Source organism: Lysinibacillus sp. EB271-A1-10B (genome assembly GCF_058791335.1).
The window spans coordinates 1-19,977 of record NZ_JBYTDL010000036.1 but is presented as its reverse complement, the minus strand read 5'-3'; the positions used below and the strand labels follow the sequence as shown (position 1 = coordinate 19,977).

Genomic DNA, 19,977 nt, shown 5'->3' with positions numbered 1-19,977 from the left:
GATTTTTAATATGGCGAAGGCAAAGCATGCGAAAACAAATGCGATAAGATTATTGGAGCAACAAAAAATACAATTCGACGTAATTGAATATGAGACTGGTGACGGCCAAGTTGACGGAATATCAGTTGCTGAAAAAATTGGTCACCCAGTTTCTAATGTTTTCAAAACATTAGTAGCAAAGGCAAGTGCACAAAAGCTTTTTGTATTTGTTATACCTGTAGCAGATGAGCTTGATTTAAAAGCTGCTGCAAAGGTTATCGGAGAGAAAAAAATCGACATGCTCCCAGTCAAGGAGTTACTTGGCTATACAGGCTATGTGCGAGGCGGATGCTCTCCAGTCGGTATGAAGAAGCTTTATCCGACTGTTATTAATGCGTCAGCTCAAGAGCAAGGAAGTATTATTGTGAGTGCCGGAAAAATCGGCATGCAAATCCACGTTCAGCTAGATGATTTAGTCGCTGTGACAAAAGCAAAGCTTGCATCAATCACCACTACCCAAAAATGATATGCTGGGTAGTTTTTTTATTGTCTATTTGCGGAAGTGTCACTTAGATGAGCGATAAACTGCTCGGATAGTCGGGCACTGTCTTTAATTCGAAAACATTACTTTTTATTTTGTTTTTTTATTGTACGTGCAGGGGTAAATATAATCGTTACTAACATTCCTAAATATAAAGCGTACTTTAAAAATTCATTTTTTGAATAACCCAATAAATAAGGCATACCTATTAACGTCATTGCTATACCAATTACAAACAAAACAGTCCCAATTTTTTTTATCATACATCGCCCTCCAAACTTAAAAACTCGACTTTTATCCTATTCGTAAAAATTTAAAAGTAGCTTTTCATTTTTTAAAAGGTTCCTTCATATAATGCAAGGCATAAGAAAGGGGGATCGAAATTGAACGGAAATGTGACCTATTACTATGGACACGCACTGACTGGGCAAGGAGTTAAACATTTATATAAAGAAATGATGGATGAGGCAGAATTAGTTTATATTTTGCAGGGTGCACCGACGTTTAAAGGATCTGAGCTTCTGAAAGAGCTTGGGTATTTTTATGTAAAGCAGGGCTTTTCGGTGGAGTGGTTTAAGCATGCTTTGCTGGAGGATGTTGTAGAGGCAGTATACGTTCAAGGCTGTAATCGATTATTTGTATGGTCATCGGAGTGGGGGATTGAACCGACTTTTCTTGGCACAAAGCATCGGGTGATGTCATTTTATGATTGCTTAGAAGAAATCCAGCTTGAAAAGGTTGGCGAACAGCTTGCTAATACGATGGCGGAACGAGAGTCATGGCGTGAGAAGTGTATTTCGTCGCTTACTAAAGCTATAAAGATTCATGATGATTGGGAAGTAGTGACACAGAGCTGTATGAACTGGGGGGCATTAAATGACCAGGTTGAACATTTAAAGGCAGAGGTTTTCCAATCGATGGTCTTAAACAAAACAGGTATGCGCACGCATCGCTTACTCGGAACGTTAACTCCGAGGGGGGCCGAAAATACAGTAGATAGTATAACGAAAAATGTATCTCGGAGATTGATGATCAAAGGGAAGCCAGGTACAGGTAAATCTTCGTTAATGAAAGGTTTGGCAGACGAAGCGAATGCGAGAGGGCTCGATGCGCAAATTATTTGGTGTGGCTTGGATGCAAACTCTGTTGATATGGTTCTTATCCCGGAATTAAATTTCTGCATCTTTGATAGTACGGATCCTCATATCTTTGATCCAGAGGACGGCAGATTAGGGGATGAAATTTTCGATATAGGGAAACATTGCGCAATTTCACAAGAAGCTGAAGTTCAAATTGAAGATATTCGAGCAAAGTATAAAGAAGCAATGCAGGATGCAATGGGTTATTCGAAGCGTTATGCGGAAGCGGAGTATACAGTCCGTCGCTTAATAGATAATTGTCTATCGTCATCTCTTTGGCGAGAAAAAACTGCCCCATTATTCGAAAGATTAACAAAGTAATTTTTCTTATATCATGCTTGTGCTACACTAGGAGCTAGAACAGTTTTCCTAGGAAAGGATGATACGCTTGTCAAAAGTATTGAATGCATTTTTAGATGAAAACCTACAAGACTTACATGAACAAGGCTTATACAATGAAATTGATCCAGTAGAGGGAGCAAACGGACCCATTATTCAGGTACGTGGCAAAAATCTAATTAATCTATCCTCAAACAACTATCTTGGCTTAGCAACGAATGAAGAATTAAAGCGTATTGCCAAAGAAACAATAGAGACATATGGTGTGGGGGCTGGAGCAGTCCGTACGATTAACGGTACACTTGATTTACACGTAAAATTAGAGGAAAAGCTTGCTGAATTTAAAGGAACAGAGGCAGCGATTTCTTATCAATCCGGTTTTAACTGTAATATGGCAGCAATTTCAGCTGTTATGGATAAAAATGATGCGATTCTTTCAGACCAATTAAACCATGCATCGATTATCGATGGCTGTCGTTTATCACGTGCCAAAATTATTGCCTATAATCACTCCGATATGGATGATTTACGTGCAAAGGCAAAGGCAGCAACAGAATCAGGCTTATACAATAAAGTCATGGTTATTACGGATGGCGTATTCTCAATGGACGGTGATATTGCAAAATTACCAGAAATCGTTGAGATTGCGAAAGAGTTTGATTTAATAACATATGTAGATGATGCGCACGGATCAGGGGTAACAGGTAAAGGAAAGGGTACTGTGAAGCATTTCGGTTTAGAAAAAGAAATCGACTTCCAAATTGGTACACTTTCTAAAGCAATTGGTGTTGTTGGTGGATATGTAGCTGGTAAGCAAAATTTAATTGACTGGCTAAAAGTGCGTTCTCGTCCATTTTTATTCTCAACAGCATTACCACCAGGTGATGTTGCTGCGATTACAGCAGCAGTGCAAATGCTGATTGACTCAACAGAGCTGCACGATAAGCTTTGGGAAAATGGCGATTATTTAAAGGCGGGTCTTGCTAAATTAGGCTTTAATATTGGCGAATCTGAAACGCCGATTACACCATGTATTATTGGTGATGAAAAGCTTACACAGGAATTTTCACGTCGCCTATTTGAAGAAGGCGTCTACGCTAAATCAATCGTTTTCCCAACAGTTCCAAAAGGTACAGGACGTGTTCGAAACATGCCTACAGCGGCACATACAAAAGAAATGTTGGACGGCGCTCTAGCAATCTATGAAAAAGTCGGCCGTGAACTAGGCGTTATTCAATAAAAAATTGGGCTGCCTCAATAGGAGGTAGCCCTTTTTATATTAACGTTCCGATAAATCGGTGAAACGTTCCGATAAATCTCAAAATTGTTCCGATAAAACACAAATTTATTCCGATAAGTCTCTTATCTCCACCTCAAACTGCCGGACGATTTATTCACTTTCCATCTTTTTTCACTAATGTAATATCACGTAGTCCCTTTATAGATATTGCCCCCGCTAAAGCGATGGAAACTTTTAATTCATCATATAAATTCGTCATTACTTTTTCGACTCCTTGCTGCCCATCTAATGCAAGTCCGTAGACGAAGGGACGACCAATGGCAACAGCATCAGCTCCTAAAGCGAGTACTTTAAGAGCATCCATGCCACGATACACACCGCTATCTAAAATGACAGGAACTCGTCCTTTTACAGCTTTCACAATATCAGGAAGGGCATCGAGTGAACCAATTACGCCATCCAATTGGCGACCACCGTGGTTTGATACGATAATACCGTCAATGCCGTTTTCAATAGCTAGTTTTGCGTCTTCAGGATGTAAGATTCCCTTCAGTAAAATAGGGAGATTAGAACGGCGCTTTAATTCACGTACATTCTCCCAATTTAATGTAGGATGGAACACATTTTGCAAAACGCCCTGTACATATGACTCGAATGAATCATCTGGTAAGGAAGCAGTAAAAACAGGATCATTCATATAGTTTCCTCGAGCATACCCAAGTTTTAAAGGTGAAAATTGATTGCGAACATCTTCTTCACGCCAGCCAAGCATGACGGTATCTACAGTTAAAACAATAGCCTCAAAACCAGCAGCCTCGGCTCGGGCGGCCATGCTATATGCAATTTCCTCATTTGTTGACCAATATAATTGAAACCATTTAGTAGCAGTGGGGGCTGTTTGTGCCACATCCTCAAGTGCATAGCTTGAAACTGTACTTTGAATATAAGGAATTTTTAACTGATCAGCCGCACGTGCCACGGCAAGCTCTCCCTCGTCATGTGCCATTTTGTTCATGCCAACAGGAGCAAATAAGAGCGGGGTTGGATGTACTTTTCCGAACAGCTCAATCGATGTATCAATACTTGAAACATCATGTAAAAAGCGTGGAATAATAGAGTATTTTTCAAAGGCTCCACGGTTATTCCGTAATGTTTGCTCACCACCAGCACCTGAACGAATGTAGCCAAACGGACCAGCTTCCATTTTTTCTGCAACAGCCTTTTCTAAATCTGCAAAGCAAATAGGGAAGGGGGCTTGTGCATTAATATTTTTTAACAGTAGATCACCATGTGTTGTTTTAGTCATCGTCATCCTCCTATTAATCTTTCTTAAGTTTCGCAGCAAAGCGGTTACCCATTGATTGAATAATCTGAACAAGGATGATTAAGATAAACACTGTCGCATACATCACATCGACCTCATAGCGTAAATGACCGTAACGATATGCGAGATCACCTAAACCACCAGCGCCAACCATTCCAGCCATTGCTGTTGCTCCTATCAGACCGATTGTGGCAATTGTTAAGCCTAAAATAATGGATGGACGAGCCTCACGTAGTAAGACATTCCAAATGATGTGACGACGTTTAATACCCATTGCTGTATAAGCTTCCACAACACCTGGATCAACTTCCAAAAGTGCCGTTTCCATAAGTCGTGCAATATAAGGTGCTGTATAAACAACAAGCGGCACAATAACACCTTTTACACCAATAGTTGTGCCAACGATCAGCTTCGTGAACGGTAAAATGAAGAATAGTAAAATAATGAACGGTACAGAGCGAATAATATTAATAAATAAATTGAAAAATTGATAGAGAAATTTATTTTCAAATGATTGCCCCGGACGAGTTAAAACGATTAAAAGCCCTAAAGGGATCCCAATTAAAATAGAAAACAATAATGAAATCCCGACCATTTGAAAGGTTTCGAAAATGGATTGCCCAATAACATCTGACCAGTCTGCAAAGAAACTTTGAATGCTATTCATTTAATTCGCCTCCTAATTCCTCAACGCATACCCCGTTTTCTATAAAATACGTAAGTGCCTTTTCAACGATATGTGCCTTACCGTGTAGATGCACGACAATATTACCGACGATGCCGTTTTTTAATTCAATGATATTGGCTGTTAAAATATTTGGTTGTACATCATAAACTTTGCTCACTTCTGCAAGTAATGGCTTCCCGGTACTTTCACCAAGGAATGTTAAGCGAATCACACTTCCGGAAAGATTTAATTGTTCGATTAGGGAAGAAGATAAATTACGTTGAGAAATAGTGTTTAAAAACTTTCGTGTCGTTGGGTGCTGAGGCTTCGAAAATAGTTCTATAGCAGAGCCATATTCCACAACCGTCCCTGATTCAAGAACGGATACATCATCGCAAATTTTTTGAATAACATTCATTTCATGTGTAATGAGTAAAATAGTGATGCCCAACTCACGGTTAATTTTCAAGAGAAGCTCGAGAATAGCTTCAGTTGTTTCAGGATCGAGAGCACTTGTTGCTTCATCACTGAGTAAAATCTCAGGCTCTTGGGCGAGGGCACGTGCAATAGCGACACGTTGCTTTTGACCACCCGAAAGTTGGCTAGGATAACTATCTAATTTCTCTGTTAGGCCAACAATTTCTGCATATTTTGCGACGCGTTTTTTCACTTCAGAGTCGTTATAGCCTAGAAGCTTTAATGGTACCGAGATATTGTTGTAAACGGTCGCTGTTTTTAAGAGATTAAAATGCTGGAAAATCATGCCGATTTTTTGACGTGTTTTGCGGAGGTCGTTTAAAGAAAGGGAAGTAATATCTACATTGTCGATCAATACTTTTCCTGTTGTTGGACGCTCTAATAAATTAACACAGCGAATAAGGGTACTTTTTCCTGCGCCACTGTAGCCAATAACCCCATGAATTTCACCTTTTTTGACATGCAGGTTAATGCCATCTACTGCCTTAACGATACCTTTTTTAGTTTTAAATTCTTTTGTTATATTTTCTAGTTGAATCATACTGTGAACTCTCCTTTCTAAGTCCTTCTATAAAGCAAGAATCTGCTAGCATACCTATAGGAGTCTCGCAGATTCTCAATTTATGAAAGGCCCTTCATCGTTACTTACCAGCTTGGAATGATAGAACCTTTGAATTCCTCTTCAATAAATTTGCGTACTTCATCAGATTGATAGGCTTCAACAAATTTTTTAATCGCTGGGTCATCCTCGTTTTCAGCACGTACCGCAATGTAGTTTACATATGGAGAGTTAGTAGATTCTAAAAGAATGGAGTCTTTTTTAGGATCAATACCAGCATCAAGAGCGAAGTTCGTATTAATAGCTGCCACATCTACTTCACTAAGCTGCTTCGGAATTTGTGCAGCCTCTAATTCAATGAATTTAAAATTCTTTTTGTTTTCTTCCACATCGCGAATAGATGCTGTTAAGTCTGCACCTTCTTTTAATTTAATGATGCCTGCCTCTTGAAGAACAAATAGAGCACGAGCCCCGTTCGTTGGATCATTTGGTAATCCGAATGTAGCACCATCAGGAACTTCATCCAATGATTTATATTTATCAGAGTATATGCCCATAGGAGTTAAAATTGTTTTTCCTACTGGTACTAAATCTGTTTTGTGATCTTTGTTAAATGCATCGAGGAAAGGCTTGTGTTGATAACTGTTTACATCAAGATCACCCTCGGCTAACGATGTATTTGGTAAAACATAATCAGAGAACGTTTTTAGTTCTACCTCTAAGCCACTTTCTTTGGCAACTTTTGCTGCAACCTCTGCAATTTGTTCGTGTGGACCAGAAGTTACACCTACTACAATTTTATTTTCATTAATAGCCTTACCTTGACTACCTTTATCTTCATTAGTACCGCAGCCTACTAATGCTGCTACTAATGTGAGACTCGCTAAACCTAGTAAAATTTTGTTTTTCTTTTTCATGAGACATACCTCCAAAGTTGTTTTATCGGCTGGTAAAAATAAAAAAAACTCTCTTAAAAAAATTAAGAGAGGCTCATGAAAAAACGTCCTCTCTTATCTTTCAAACGATGATCGTTTGCTGGATTTGGCACCTTCCTTAAAAAAGGAGGTTGCCGAGCTTCATAGGGCCAGTCCCTCAGCTACTCTTGATAAGAGATTTATAATATTTTTTTGTAAATCCGATATATCTAATATAGATTATAGGATATAGTAAGTCAATCGAATTTTTGAAATATTTTTTTTTGTTATACTATTTGATCGCGAAAGAGGCATGGGAATTCTTGCTAGGGTAGGGTGGAAATATTGTTATCAGGACAGTGTATTAGATAGTTTGATGAATCAAAGGTCATGTTCAATTTATCCGTTAGAAGAAGGGTTGAGGCAACCAAGAAAGATCATGAAATGAAAACTGCCCCTATAGCGAGTGTGAACTAATAGGACAGTTTTTGAATGGAAGGAAATCCAATGCTTATAAATTAAAGAAGTTTAATTTTTCAATTCGGCTGATTGCTTCACGTAAGCGATCTTCACTTACAAGTAAACCTACACGAACATAGCCTTCACCGTATTGACCGAAGCCATTGCCTGCAGCTACTGCGATATCAGCTTTATCGAGCAATACATCAGTAAACTGCTCACTTGTATAACCTAATGGAACAGGGAGCCATGCAAAGAAAGAGCCCTTTGGTGCGGTTACTTGCCAACCAATTCGCTGTGCTTCTTCGATAAGAACATTTCGTCGACGCTCATAAGTCGCTCTTAGCTTATTCGCGCAATCCTGAGATGCTGTAAGGGCAACCGCTGCTGCTTGTTGTACGGCAGGGAATTGACTACAAAATAGATGATCTTGAATAAGATTAATAGCCGCAACAATATCAGCGTTACCAACTGCAAATCCAATACGCCAGCCTGCCATATTATATGTTTTAGATAATGTATACATCTCGATGCCGACCTCTTTGGCACCTTCCGCTTGCAGGAAACTAATAGGTTTCTTGCCGTCAAATCCAATTGCACCGTAAGCGAAATCATGTGAGACAATCATGTTGTGCTCTTTAGCAAAGCGCGCCGTTTCCTCGAAAAATTCAAGTGTTGCAGTACCACCAGTTGGATTGTTCGGGTAATTTAAGTAAAGAAGCTTTGCCTTTTCTTTTACTTCATTGGATAAAGCATTATAATCGGGCAGGAAATTATTCTCTGCGAAAAGTGGCATGACTTCAAAATTAACATCACCTAATACGACACCAGATAAGTAATCTGGATATCCAGGATCGGGTAATAACATTGTATCACCGGGGTTTAAAACCGCTAACGGCAGCTCAACAAGACCGATTTTTGTACCACCAAGAATAGCTACCTCAGTTTCAGGATCAATATCAACATTGTATTCACGTTTGTAGAAGTCTGCGGCTGCTTGACGTAATTCTACGATGCCACGGAATGGAGAATATTTATGATGTTGAGGGTTTTCAGCTGCTTCCTGTAACGCTTTTATAATGTGTTGGGGAGTGGGCTGATCTGGATTGCCTTGACCGAGATTGATAACATCGCGCCCTTCTGCTAAAGCAGAATTCACTTTTTGCACCAATGCTGCAAAAAATTGAGTCGGGAGTTGCTGTAGTTTTTTTGAGAATTCCATGCATGTTCTCCTTTTTAGAAAATAATAATTGATGCAAATAATATTACTTTTTTTACTAATTGTCTAGAGTCTCTATTTACAAAGATGGACGCACAAAATACAAGCAAAGAGCATGCGAGCCTAAGTACAAAGCCGATTCTTGACGTAATTATGCCAACATCTGAGGCATCTTAACAATGCCCGTAAAACATAGGTTTTGGCTTTACTTTTAAACCCTTTAAAATAATATTTAATTTTTTTTTTAATTACTGTAACTTTTATTAAACTTAATCGTACTAATTAATAGAATCTAAAACTAAGAGCAAAATTGATTAGTAAGATTCACTTTCGCGAAAAGGCCAGGGCTCACTTTATTGCTGAGATCCTGGTCTTTTTGTTTTTGTTCCAAAGCTGCTCTTAGCTCAGACAACAGCGATATCATTTTTACTTGTAGTATAATGAAAAATAGAAAAACACAAATGCAGAAAAAGAAATATTTTTGGGACTAGGGGAGGAATTAAGATGAAAATTGGGTGTATCCAACTAAATGTTGGTTTTGGCAAAGTAGAAGAAAATTTTGCTCGTGCGGAGGACAAGATTCGTGAAGCGGCAAAACAAGGTGCAGAAATCATTGTACTACCGGAAATGTGGAATACAGGCTATGCACTTGAAAAATTATCAGAGATTGCAGATGTGGATGGAGAACGTTCGAAAGCATTTTTATCAAACTTAGCGAAAGAGCTTGGCGTACATATTGTTGGGGGCTCTGTTTCGACGAAGAAGGGCGATAAATTTTACAACACGATGTATACGTTTGATAGCAACGGTGAGTTAGTTGGTGAATATAACAAGGCACATCTTTTCCGTTTGATGGACGAGCATTTATATTTAGAAGCAGGGGATGAAATGAATCGCTTTGCCCTTGGTGATATCGAGGCTGCAGGCGTGATTTGCTATGATATTCGCTTCCCAGAATGGCTACGTGCTCACGCTTTAGAGGGCGCAAAAGTATTGTTCGTACCGGCACAATGGCCAACGCCGCGTATCGATCATTGGAACACATTGCTGCAAGCACGTGCCATCGAAAATCAATGCTTCGTGATTGCTGTTAATCGTATATCGAGAAAAGTAGAAAACTTCAATGGTCAATCAATGATTATTCAACCGTGGGGCGAAGTGCTTTGGGTTGGTGCAGAGGATGAGGAAGTAGCTGTCATTGACGTGGACTTCTCGATTGTCGATGAAGTACGGGGCAGAATTCCAGTGTATGACGACCGCAGACCAACGTTATATAGTGGAGTAGTTACCGAAAAATAAAATCTGATAGCACGCTCATAGCGACTTTGAGCGTGCTATTCTTGCAACATCGCTGATCAATCATAAATCAGCAGTTAGTTTTTATCCTCAATTAAAGAATTGGCGAGCAACATAAATTCAAGCGTAATTCGATTATGCCCCTTCATGAAATTTTTCCCTAAAAGACTTTCAAGCTTTTTTAAACGATGGTAGAGCGTTTGGCGTACGATGAACAGTTGATTTGCGGTTTGTTGTTTAGAGCCGTTCGTTTGCAAATATACTTGCAGCGTTTCTAATAGCTTACTATTATATTTTTTGTCGTATTCAATAACTGGCTGTAAATAATCTTGAATCACTTCCTGTAAATTTACTTGCATCTGTAATTTATAGATGAGGTGATACAAATGTAAATCATCATAAAAATAAGATGTAGTTTGTACTTTACTGCAAATATACAATGTTTCGAGTGCAGTTTGATAACTCTTCGGTATTTCCTCTACGTCTGCAACGACTTTGCCAATGGCAACTTGATACCCTTGAACTAGTTGTTTTTTATAAAAATCGGTTTTCTGCAGGGAAGAAACTAACGTATTTAATAATTCGCGACTAGATTTACTATCTTTCTTATGGAGTAAAATAAAAATGACATAGCTTTTTCTTTCATATAGAAATGGTATAAATCCATTTTGCTCAAAAAGGTTTCGATAGTAGAGCTTGCTGTAGACAATATCCTCTTGTACTTTAGAGACTGCATTAGGCGTTGCTAACATAAAAACAGCCCCGCTAGAAAGCTTATAGTTAGAATGATAGGTAACGATAAATTTATAAATTTCCTCTTTCGATAGTTTTTGATCAATCCAATCTCCTAAAATAGAGGCATCCTCAATGTCCCTTTTCTCTTCAATATAAAATTCTCTCATTAAAAGTTGTGCTAAGGCAGTAGCTGTACGATCTAAAATAAGTAATTCAAACTCTGAGAATAGACCATCCTCTCTATAGAGCGTTAAATCTGCATAATGCTGGTCAAAAATAAAGATGGGCTCATTTTTAAATACGGGTGCTGATTTTTTCAGCGTAACTAGTTGCTGGCGCTTAGTATGCGGCATATTTGGAAAAAAGATAGGCTCTCGACCTTTAATAGAAAAGACAATTTGTGTCTTCAATTCATGATACATATTTTGTAAAACATCTTCTGCGTTTTGCCCTAATAAAGCATTTTTATTTAATGCTTGGGAGTAGGATTCTAAAGTAGAGATCATTAAATATTGCTGATTCATAATTTGACTATGTAAATCTTGTGTAATACGGACGAAAGGAACCGTGTCATGAAAAACGATAATAGGGAAGCTGTGCCGGTTAGCAAGAGCTACAATCACTTCTGGGATGGTCTGTATGGAAGTCCCGTATTCAATGCACAATGCCGCGCAATTTTTTTCGATTAAGGATTCCACGAAAAAGATAAAGTTCTCGATGCTGTGCTGAAGGCTAATTCCTGTTGTTAAAACTAATTCATCACCAGCTAGAAAATTATCTACTTGTATAATTTCAATGACATGAGCCCACTTTACAATTCGTAATAAACCATCCTCACCAGCTACGACCTCCGCACTTTGGAAGTATGTGTTTTCTAATACATCCTTCACTTGAAGCTTAAATTGACTCATGTTAACTTCCCTCCTTTTAACATAGATATTTTTCTAGTTTTCTCATTGAGGTATTATTTTTGCTGAAATTAACTTAAATATTATATTTTTAGAATGTTTAGTCTATTTTACATTATGTTTAAAACAAATGTATAGAATTTTACAGTTTGTCTATACCTTCGTTTCTATGTAACATGTAAAATTTTAGTAAGCGGTAATCCAATCTAATAAAAGAGGTGAGCTGAATATGGAGCAACAAACGCATTTACAGAGAGGGTTAAAGAAAAGGCATATGACGATGATCGCGATTGCGGGGGTTATCGGAGCGGGTCTATTTATGGGAAGTGGCTCAGTAATAAACCTTGCTGGCCCTGGCGCAATTTTATCTTATATATTTGCGGGCATTATCGTTATTCTCGTCATGCGAATGCTTGGAGAAATGGCAGCTGTCAATCCAACAAGTGGGTCTTTTGCGCATTATGCACATGAAGCCATTGGTCCGTGGGCTGGTTTTATGATTGGCTGGTTATATTGGTTTTTCTGGGTTGTTGCCATTGCTTTAGAGGCAACTGCAGCAGCTGCAATCATTCAATATTGGTATGATGGGATTCCTTTATGGTTACTAAGTCTTTTATTAACTGTCGCACTTACTTTAACAAATGTCCTTTCCGTAAAAGCTTTTGGTGAATTTGAATATTGGTTCTCTCTTATTAAGGTTGCGAGTATTATAGCTTTTCTTGGACTTGGTGCATTTATTATCTTTGGTATCGCACCTAATTTTAATGCAGTAGGTACTGCTAATTTAATCGGTGAGGGTGGCTTTTTACCGAATGGTTTTGGAGCTGTCCTGATGGGGGTAGTCATTGTTATTTTCTCCTTTATGGGCACAGAAATTGTGGCCATTGCGGCAGGGGAATCTGACGAACCGTTAGCAGCAGTGACAAAAGCTACGAATTCAATTACTTGGCGTATTTTGATTTTCTACGTGGGATCGATAACGGTAGTTGTCACATTATTACCTTGGCATTCCTCGGATATTTTAACTAGTCCCTATGTCGCAGTGTTGGATTACATCGGAATACCCGCAGCTGCACAAATCATGAATTTTGTTGTTTTAACAGCGGTTTTATCGTGCTTAAACTCTGCGCTTTACGCTACATCTCGAATGGTATTTTCTTTAGCGGAAAAGGGGGAGGCCCCAAAGGAATTTTTGAAATTAAATAAAAAGGGTTCACCTGTTAATGCTATTTTAACAGCGACATTCTTCTCTTATATTGCCGTTATTATGAACTATGTTTCACCAGATAAAGTGTTTATGTTTTTACTTAGTTCATGTAGTGCAATTACATTGATTCTTTACTTAATCATTGCATTTTCACAATTAAAAATGCGCCGGAAAATAGAGAAAGAGAACCCCGAGCTATTAAAAGTGAAAATGTGGTTATTCCCATATTTAACGTATTTCACAATCTTGGTTATAACAGCATTACTGATCGCCATGTTCTTTATTGAATCGATGCGTTCACAAATCTTATTTACATGCATCGTAGTGGCAGTAGTGATGATTTTCTATTTAGTTACACAAAAGAAAAAGTCGCCTAACCCGGTAGATGAAGCTAGCTCTATTTTCCAAAAGGAAGAGTTGGATTTTGAATAACTATAAACGAGGAGTGGGGAAATTATGACAGTTCAGCAAAAAATGAAAACATTATCACATTTTATTAATGGTGTTGAAACAGCTGGTACTAGTGGTCGTTACGCAGACGTGTATAATCCAACAACAGGAGAGATCATTGCGCAAGTTCCGTTAGCAACTAAAGATGAAGTGAAGCAGGCTATCCAGCTAGCAGAGGCAGCATTTCCTGCATGGAAAAAGACATCGATTGGCAAACGGGTTGAGGTTTTACATCGTTTCCGTCAGTTATTAGTAGAAAGACAGGATGAGCTCATCGAAGTCATTTGTGAGGAAAGTGGGAAAACAAAAGAAGATGCAAAGGGCGAAATTGTTCGTGGCATTGAATCCGTAGATATGGCAATCAGTGCCCCGCAAATGCTGAAGGGAGAATACTCGGTGAATGTAGGCGGCAATATTAATGCCTTCTCTGCAAAAGCCCCACTTGGAGTTGTTGCTACAATTGCTCCATTTAATTTCCCTGTTATGGTGCCGCTAGCGATTACGAGTATGGCAGTTGCAGTAGGAAATGCAGTGATTTTAAAGCCATCTGAGCGTGTGCCAATCTCGGCATTATATTTAAGTAAGTTATGGAAAGAGGCAGGACTGCCAGATGGCATTTGGACAGTTGTTAATGGTGATAAAGAAGCGGTTAATGAACTGCTTGAAAATAAAGAGATACAAGCAATTTCATTTGTTGGATCTACACCTGTTGCGGAATATATTTATCAAACAGGGACGAAGCACAATAAACGTGTCGCTGCATTTGGTGGCGGAAAGAACTTTATGATTGTCATGCCTGATGCAAACCTAGAGCAAACAGCTAATGCCTTTCTAGGTGCAGCATTTGGAGCGGCGTCTCAGCGTTGTATGGCTATTTCTGGAGCAATCGTCGTTGGGAAAGATACGGAGCAACGCTTTACAGAAATATTAAAGGATAAAATCTTGAAATTAAAGGTTGGTCCATATACAGATGGCGATGTAGATTTTGGCCCAGTTATTACGCAACAATCAAAAGATACGATTCTTCGATATATCGATGGTGCTGTTGAAGAAGGGGCTAATCTTGTAACGGATGGCCGAAACCCGAAAATATGCGAAACGTCTAAAGGCTTTTACCTTGGACCGACATTGTTAAATAACGTAACTCCACAAATGACTATTTTTAAAGAGGAAGTTTTTGGTCCTGCGCGTATTGTTGTAGGTGTCGAATCCTTACAAGAAGCTATTGATTTAATTAATGACCACGAACTCGGGAATGGTGTCACGATGTTTACGAGCAGCGGTTCGGCGGCGCGTAAATTCCAGGAAGAAATTGAAGTAGGAATGGTAGGCGTTAATGTTCCGATTCCGATTCCAGTTGGCTATCACAATTTTGGCGGATGGAAGCGCTCTAAGTTTGGTGAAGGGCATATGTTTGGGCCGGACCAAGCACGATTCTTTACGAAAGCGAAAACAATTTCTGAACGCTGGCCGGATGAAACAGAGGATACGACAAGTTCATTTGCGTTTCCAAGCAATAACGATGTGACTAAGTGAAAATAACATAAAGGGGTGTATAGATATGGTTCAAGTAAATCTTAAAAGTGATATTTTAAAGAAAGATGAACAATATGTATGGCATTCAATGAAACCTTACAATCCACAAGCAACATATGTAGTTGAAAAATCAAATGGTGCGAGGATCGTTGATACAGATGGCGTTGAATACATCGATGCAATGGCAGGATTATGGTGTGTAAATGTAGGCTATGGACGCAAGGAATTAGCAGATGTTGCCCATGAGCAAATGATGAAAAACGCCTATGCTCCTTTATCGCAGGGACATTTACCAGCAGTTGAACTGGCTGAAAAAATCAATGAAATGCTTGGTGGAGATTATGTTATTTTCTTCTCCAATAGTGGGTCAGAGGCTAATGAAACTGCGTTTAAAATTGCACGTCAGTATCATCAACAAAAAGGAGAAAGCTCTCGCTATAAAATCGTTTCTCGCTACCGTGCCTATCACGGGAATTCTTTCGGAGCTTTGGCTGCGACAGGGCAAGCGGAACGCAAATATAAATATGAACCATTATCTCCTGGCTTTATTCATGTAGCGCCACCTGATCAATATCGAGAACATGAAAGTGATACACTTGCTCCAACAGATTTAGCAAGCGTAAAGGCTGTCGATAAAACGATGACGTGGGAGCTAAGTGAAACAGTAGCCGCGATGATTTTAGAGCCAATTATTACAGGTGGGGGCGTCATTATGCCTCCGGAGAACTACTTAAAGGGCATTGAGGAAGTATGTAAAAAACATGGAGCATTAATGATTGTAGACGAAGTAATTTGTGGCTTCGGTCGAACAGGTAAGCCATTTGGATTCATGAACTACGGCGTAAAACCAGATATTATTACGATGGCCAAAGGGATTACAAGTGCCTATTTACCATTATCAGCTACAGCGGTAAAACGAGAAATTTATGAGGCATTCACTGGCTCTGATGCATACGGCTATTTCCGCCATGTTAATACATTTGGTGGATCACCAGTCGCATGTGCGGTTGCATTAAAAAATATTGAGATTCTTGAGCAAGAAGCATTATTTGAAAGATCTACTGAAGTTGGAGCTACTACCCTCCAAACACTTCAGCAAGCATTAGGTAATCACCCGAAAGTTGGGGATGTTCGAGGCAAAGGCTTATTAATGGGCATCGAGTTAGTGTCAGATAAAACGTCGAAGGAGCCTTTACCAGTAGATAAAGTAAATGCTGTTATTGCCGCATGTAAGGCGCAGGGGGTTATTATAGGTAAAAATGGCGCAACTGTTGCAGGCTTTAATAACGTATTAACATTATCTCCACCACTTAATATTGTACAAGAGGATCTTGATACAATCATAAAAGTTGTGATTGATAGTATTCATAAAGTGCAGGCATAATATAAAATCTAAAAGTAAAGCTGTCTCTAAAGTCGTAAAATACTTTTGAGACAGCTTTTTGATTGTCTTATAGCATAAGAAAGGCAAGGCGCAGTAGGAGTATGAACAAAGCTCCCCCTGTTAGGAATAGCAATAATAAGATTCTCCTTTTTATAGTGTTGTTCATACCCGTCACCTTACTCTTTTGTAGTTTTAAACATGTAGCCACTATAAGAATTGTAGATAATCAACACAATGCCCATTAACATGAAATTGGAGATGAGTGAACTTCCGCCGTAGCTTAAAAATGGTAATGTCATCCCTGTTACAGGTAAAAGTCCAATGGTCATACCGATATTTTGTGTAATTTGGAAGGCTAATAAACTAGAAATACCAGCTCCCATCAACGTCATAAATGGGTCCTTTGCTTGTACTGTAATAAGAACAATGCGGTAAATAACGAAGAATAAAAGAGCAATGACAAATGCCCCGCCGATGAACCCGAGCTCTTCAGCAATGTTTGCGAAAATGAAATCTGTATGCTTTTCCACGACATAGACATTATTGTTCATGTAACCTTTTCCGGTAAACTGCCCTGTACCAATTGCTGAAAATCCCTGCCTCGTTTGAAAAGATGAGTCCGGATATTCATTTGGCTGCAACCATCCATTAATTCGAGAAACCTGATGCCCTGACATTTTATTTAAAATTTTGTCTGTAAAAAATTCATTAAATTTTACATATAGAATAGCCACAACGCTGAGAATTGATACTGGAATGACTGTAAAGATTATTAGCAATTTTTTTTGTATACCTGAAAAGAAAATCATCGGTACAATCATCGACATATAAAGCATGACCATGCCCGTATCAGGTTGCTTGTAAACAGCAAGCATAGGGGGAAGAGTGATAATAGCAATGATGAAGAGTAGTCGCATATCCGTTAAAAAAGTAGGGCGCACAAATTTTTCTCGATGTGCCACAATAACCTTACTAACAACGATTAAAAGCGCGAACTTTAAAAACTCTGACGGCTGAAATGATCCTAACATTGGAATTTGGTACCAACGCTTCGCCTCATTGACAGTCCGGGCTATACTTTCGGGTGCAATGAATAAAGCAAATGTTAATAAGACCATCGCCCAATAAAATGGCCATCCTATTTTTTTAAGCTGCTCAATATCAAGTGTTGCTACTCCATACATAACTAAAAATCCGATTAGGTAATAAAAAAGCTGCTTTGTAATAAACGAGCTTGTATACTGCTCAAACACTGTGCTACTGGAATGAACGAAGAGACAACTAATGATACCGAGCAATGACAAGCTAATGACTAAAGTTTTATCTAATTTATTAAACTGTAACATTCAAACACCTCCTTTGATCAATGGTGTAATAGTTGCTGTGCTACTAAAAACACTTAGCAAAATGAAGATAAACTTAAACCATACTATTAATAGACAACGATAGGAAATGAAGAAGGTTGCGAAATAAATGATTATTATGATTATTGGAAATTATAAATCGTTTTTACTATTTTGTTAATTTTACATTTGATGCTATATGAGTGAATTCGTAGGATTACCAAGATGACGTTTGGTTGATTTATGTACGGAAGCAAAGCTGTGGGAGGTTGCGAGGGAAGTAAAGCTCTTCAACATAATGTGGAGGCAATTTCTTAATCGTATCGGCATGTTCTTGCAGGTATTTGATGAGGACTAATATCATAACACCCTGAGGTGGATATGGGATAAATTTCACAACTCTTCGCGAAATCTTTACAAAAACAAAACACTAGCTTTATATCTTCATACTATTATTATTGGTAAGAGTTGGAGAAGGAGCCGAAGATGATGCGTTTTTTTCGATACATAATGGTGAAGGACAAGCTACTTGTACTGATGATTGTTTGTGTACTATCGAATGTATTGCTAGGTATTTTTAGTGTTGATTATTTACGGAAAATGTCATGGCATGCAAGTGAAAGCTATACAGAGGGACTTGTGCCGATCGGATGGTTAAATGAACTAGAGGAGTCACAACGACAATTAGATTATTTAGTGAGTTCAGCTGGGGTTTATCGAGAAATGTCTGGCATTTTAAAAAATGCTGAGCAGCCTTTAAATCATTTAGAAAGTCTAGAAATCGATAAAAAGATGAACCATCAGATGAAGAAATTGAAGACCTTGCTAGCACAGCAAGTGGACTTGATTGATCGCTATAAGCAATTGGGTCGCAATGAACAACAATCATTTTATGCGCAATCGTATTTGCCTGTAAGCCAGCAAAGTCATTCATTATTAGAAGATATTCAAAGCTATTTGGTTCAGAGGGCTACGGAACAGCAACAGACATATCTGAAAGATGTACAATTTGGTTATTGGCTATTAGGTGGAGTATGTTTATTTGTTGTTTTGCTAGTCATCTGTATAGGGTTTATAGCAACAAAAGCTGTGAATATACCAACGCGTCAATTGAAGTCATTATTAAAGCGTGCAGAGCAGGGTGACTTCACCGCGAATGCCAGTTATGTGGCACAGGATGAGCTTGGCGAAGTCGTATTGTCTTACAATCAAATGGTCACAGAGGTGAAAAGACTACTTCACACAGTATCAAATAGTGCACATGAGGTTGAAGAAATGACTGGGAAACTGCAGGAATCATCCGAGCAATCGTCTAACACGACACGTAAAATTGCAAAGGATGTGCAGTCCATTTCAAATTCAACTGCTGCTTCTACTGAGAAATTAGCTTCCAATACAGCGTCGCTAGAGGAAGTGCTAAATGGTGTGCAAGTGATTTTAGAAAAGGTACAGGTTGTTGAAAACTTTGCTCATAAAACTGCACGGGATGCAGAAAGCGGTACGGAAATTGTACAGGCAAATTTAACACAAATACAGGCTATTAAACGGGCAGTTGAAAAATCGAATACTGCCATTTTTAATCTTGTAGAAAGAGCAGCTACAATCGATCAAATGGTTGAGGTAATTGAAAAAATTACAGCGCAAACAAACCTCCTAGCCTTAAATGCATCTATTGAAGCTGCTAGAGCAGGGGAGCACGGTAAAGGATTTGCTGTTGTGGCCAATGAAGTACGAAAGCTTGCAGAGCAGACAGTCCACTCAACAAAAACGATTACGTCCATCGTACAAAACATTCATTTAGATTCTAGCTATGCTGTGCAAATGATGGATGGAGTGTTAGTCGCAACTGAAAAGGGCGTACAGGTTACCGGGGATACAGCGACAAGCTTTGATCAAATTTTAGAAAAAGTACATACAATGAAGCCGTATATAGTGGAAGTATCTGCAACCGTTCAAGAAATTGCTAACCATACGAAAAAAGTTAGTGATGATGCGGCGATGTTAACATCATTTTCGGATACAAATGCAGCATCAACTAAACATGTAGCTACTTTAACTGCTGATCAGTTAACCGCGCAGCAGCAATTCCATGATTATATTAAAGAGCTACATAAGGTATCGAAAGTTTTACAAATAGCCGTAAAGCGTTTCTCAATTTAATAAGAACAAAGGACCTTTCTTTGAATTGAAGTGACCCCTAAAAGTTAGACACGGTTATTTCATTAGGCAGCTTGAGTAAAATGAGTTCGGTATTGAACCGG

16 protein-coding genes and 1 riboswitch are annotated in these 19,977 nt (G+C 38.7%); of the genes, 8 read left to right on the top strand and 8 right to left on the bottom strand.

All coding sequences use genetic code 11. From position 1 onward, the window contains the following. The first annotated feature begins 10 nt into the window (after positions 1-10). Positions 11-505, top strand: a complete 495-nt coding sequence (gene ybaK / locus AC3WSK_RS25010; RefSeq protein ID WP_492414889.1) for a Cys-tRNA(Pro) deacylase — start codon at positions 11-13, stop codon at positions 503-505. A gap of 98 nt (positions 506-603) precedes the next feature. Here ybaK and AC3WSK_RS25005 read toward each other — a convergent pair whose 3' ends face one another. After that, on the bottom strand, positions 604-783 hold the full coding sequence (locus AC3WSK_RS25005) for a hypothetical protein (protein ID WP_492414888.1): 180 nt from the start codon (positions 781-783) through the stop codon (positions 604-606). A 120-nt stretch (positions 784-903) separates the two neighbouring features. On the opposite strand from AC3WSK_RS25005, the gene AC3WSK_RS25000 reads away from it, so the two are divergent. After that, positions 904-1,980 carry a nucleotide kinase gene (locus AC3WSK_RS25000; RefSeq protein ID WP_079559307.1) on the top strand — a complete coding sequence of 359 codons (1,077 nt, stop codon included), beginning with the start codon at positions 904-906 and terminating at the stop codon, positions 1,978-1,980. 58 nt (positions 1,981-2,038) lie between these two features. Further along, positions 2,039-3,238, top strand: a complete 1,200-nt coding sequence (locus tag AC3WSK_RS24995) for a glycine C-acetyltransferase (RefSeq protein ID WP_170938865.1) — start codon at positions 2,039-2,041, stop codon at positions 3,236-3,238. Between the two features lie 154 nt (positions 3,239-3,392). Here AC3WSK_RS24995 and AC3WSK_RS24990 read toward each other — a convergent pair whose 3' ends face one another. The 5 genes from AC3WSK_RS24990 to AC3WSK_RS24970 form a co-directional block, all read right to left on the bottom strand. Next, entirely contained in the window at positions 3,393-4,544 is a 1,152-nt protein-coding gene (locus AC3WSK_RS24990; protein WP_079559309.1) for an alpha-hydroxy acid oxidase, read from the bottom strand. A gap of 13 nt (positions 4,545-4,557) precedes the next feature. Beyond that, positions 4,558-5,229 carry a methionine ABC transporter permease gene (locus AC3WSK_RS24985; RefSeq protein WP_079559310.1) on the bottom strand — a complete coding sequence of 224 codons (672 nt, stop codon included), beginning with the start codon at positions 5,227-5,229 and terminating at the stop codon, positions 4,558-4,560. Further along, positions 5,222-6,247 (bottom strand): methionine ABC transporter ATP-binding protein, encoded by a 1,026-nt coding sequence (locus AC3WSK_RS24980; protein WP_079559311.1) that lies wholly within the window; start codon positions 6,245-6,247, stop codon positions 5,222-5,224. The genes AC3WSK_RS24985 and AC3WSK_RS24980 overlap by 8 nt, the downstream gene beginning before the upstream one ends. A gap of 104 nt (positions 6,248-6,351) precedes the next feature. Continuing rightward, a complete protein-coding gene (locus tag AC3WSK_RS24975; protein WP_079559312.1) occupies positions 6,352-7,182 on the bottom strand; it encodes a MetQ/NlpA family ABC transporter substrate-binding protein in 831 nt (276 codons plus the stop codon). Positions 7,183-7,272: 90 nt separating this feature from the next. Then, positions 7,273-7,377: riboswitch (SAM riboswitch) on the bottom strand. 313 nt (positions 7,378-7,690) lie between these two features. Beyond that, entirely contained in the window at positions 7,691-8,860 is a 1,170-nt protein-coding gene (locus tag AC3WSK_RS24970) for a pyridoxal phosphate-dependent aminotransferase (protein WP_492414887.1), read from the bottom strand. Between the two features lie 501 nt (positions 8,861-9,361). Between AC3WSK_RS24970 and AC3WSK_RS24965 the strand changes: the two genes are divergently transcribed. Beyond that, on the top strand, positions 9,362-10,156 hold the full coding sequence (locus tag AC3WSK_RS24965) for a carbon-nitrogen family hydrolase (protein ID WP_079559314.1): 795 nt from the start codon (positions 9,362-9,364) through the stop codon (positions 10,154-10,156). A 74-nt stretch (positions 10,157-10,230) separates the two neighbouring features. Here the strand turns inward: AC3WSK_RS24965 and AC3WSK_RS24960 are convergent, their stop codons facing one another. Beyond that, positions 10,231-11,799, bottom strand: a complete 1,569-nt coding sequence (locus AC3WSK_RS24960) for a PucR family transcriptional regulator (protein WP_492414886.1) — start codon at positions 11,797-11,799, stop codon at positions 10,231-10,233. Between the two features lie 226 nt (positions 11,800-12,025). On the opposite strand from AC3WSK_RS24960, the gene AC3WSK_RS24955 reads away from it, so the two are divergent. The 3 genes from AC3WSK_RS24955 to AC3WSK_RS24945 are packed head-to-tail and all read left to right on the top strand — an operon-like array spanning position 12,026 to position 16,373. Continuing rightward, positions 12,026-13,435, top strand: a complete 1,410-nt coding sequence (locus AC3WSK_RS24955; RefSeq protein ID WP_492414885.1) for an amino acid permease — start codon at positions 12,026-12,028, stop codon at positions 13,433-13,435. A 24-nt stretch (positions 13,436-13,459) separates the two neighbouring features. Further along, entirely contained in the window at positions 13,460-14,989 is a 1,530-nt protein-coding gene (locus AC3WSK_RS24950) for a CoA-acylating methylmalonate-semialdehyde dehydrogenase (RefSeq protein WP_492414884.1), read from the top strand. A gap of 25 nt (positions 14,990-15,014) precedes the next feature. Next, positions 15,015-16,373, top strand: a complete 1,359-nt coding sequence (locus AC3WSK_RS24945; RefSeq protein WP_079559318.1) for an aspartate aminotransferase family protein — start codon at positions 15,015-15,017, stop codon at positions 16,371-16,373. A gap of 176 nt (positions 16,374-16,549) precedes the next feature. On the opposite strand, the gene AC3WSK_RS24940 is transcribed toward AC3WSK_RS24945, so the two are convergent. Further along, positions 16,550-17,719, bottom strand: a complete 1,170-nt coding sequence (locus tag AC3WSK_RS24940; RefSeq protein ID WP_427481585.1) for an FtsW/RodA/SpoVE family cell cycle protein — start codon at positions 17,717-17,719, stop codon at positions 16,550-16,552. A 483-nt stretch (positions 17,720-18,202) separates the two neighbouring features. Here AC3WSK_RS24940 and AC3WSK_RS24935 point away from each other — a divergent pair, with 483 nt between their 5' ends. Then, positions 18,203-19,876: a methyl-accepting chemotaxis protein gene (locus tag AC3WSK_RS24935; protein WP_427481587.1), complete on the top strand. Its 1,674-nt coding sequence runs from the start codon at positions 18,203-18,205 to the stop codon at positions 19,874-19,876. The last annotated feature ends 101 nt before the right edge of the window (positions 19,877-19,977 follow it).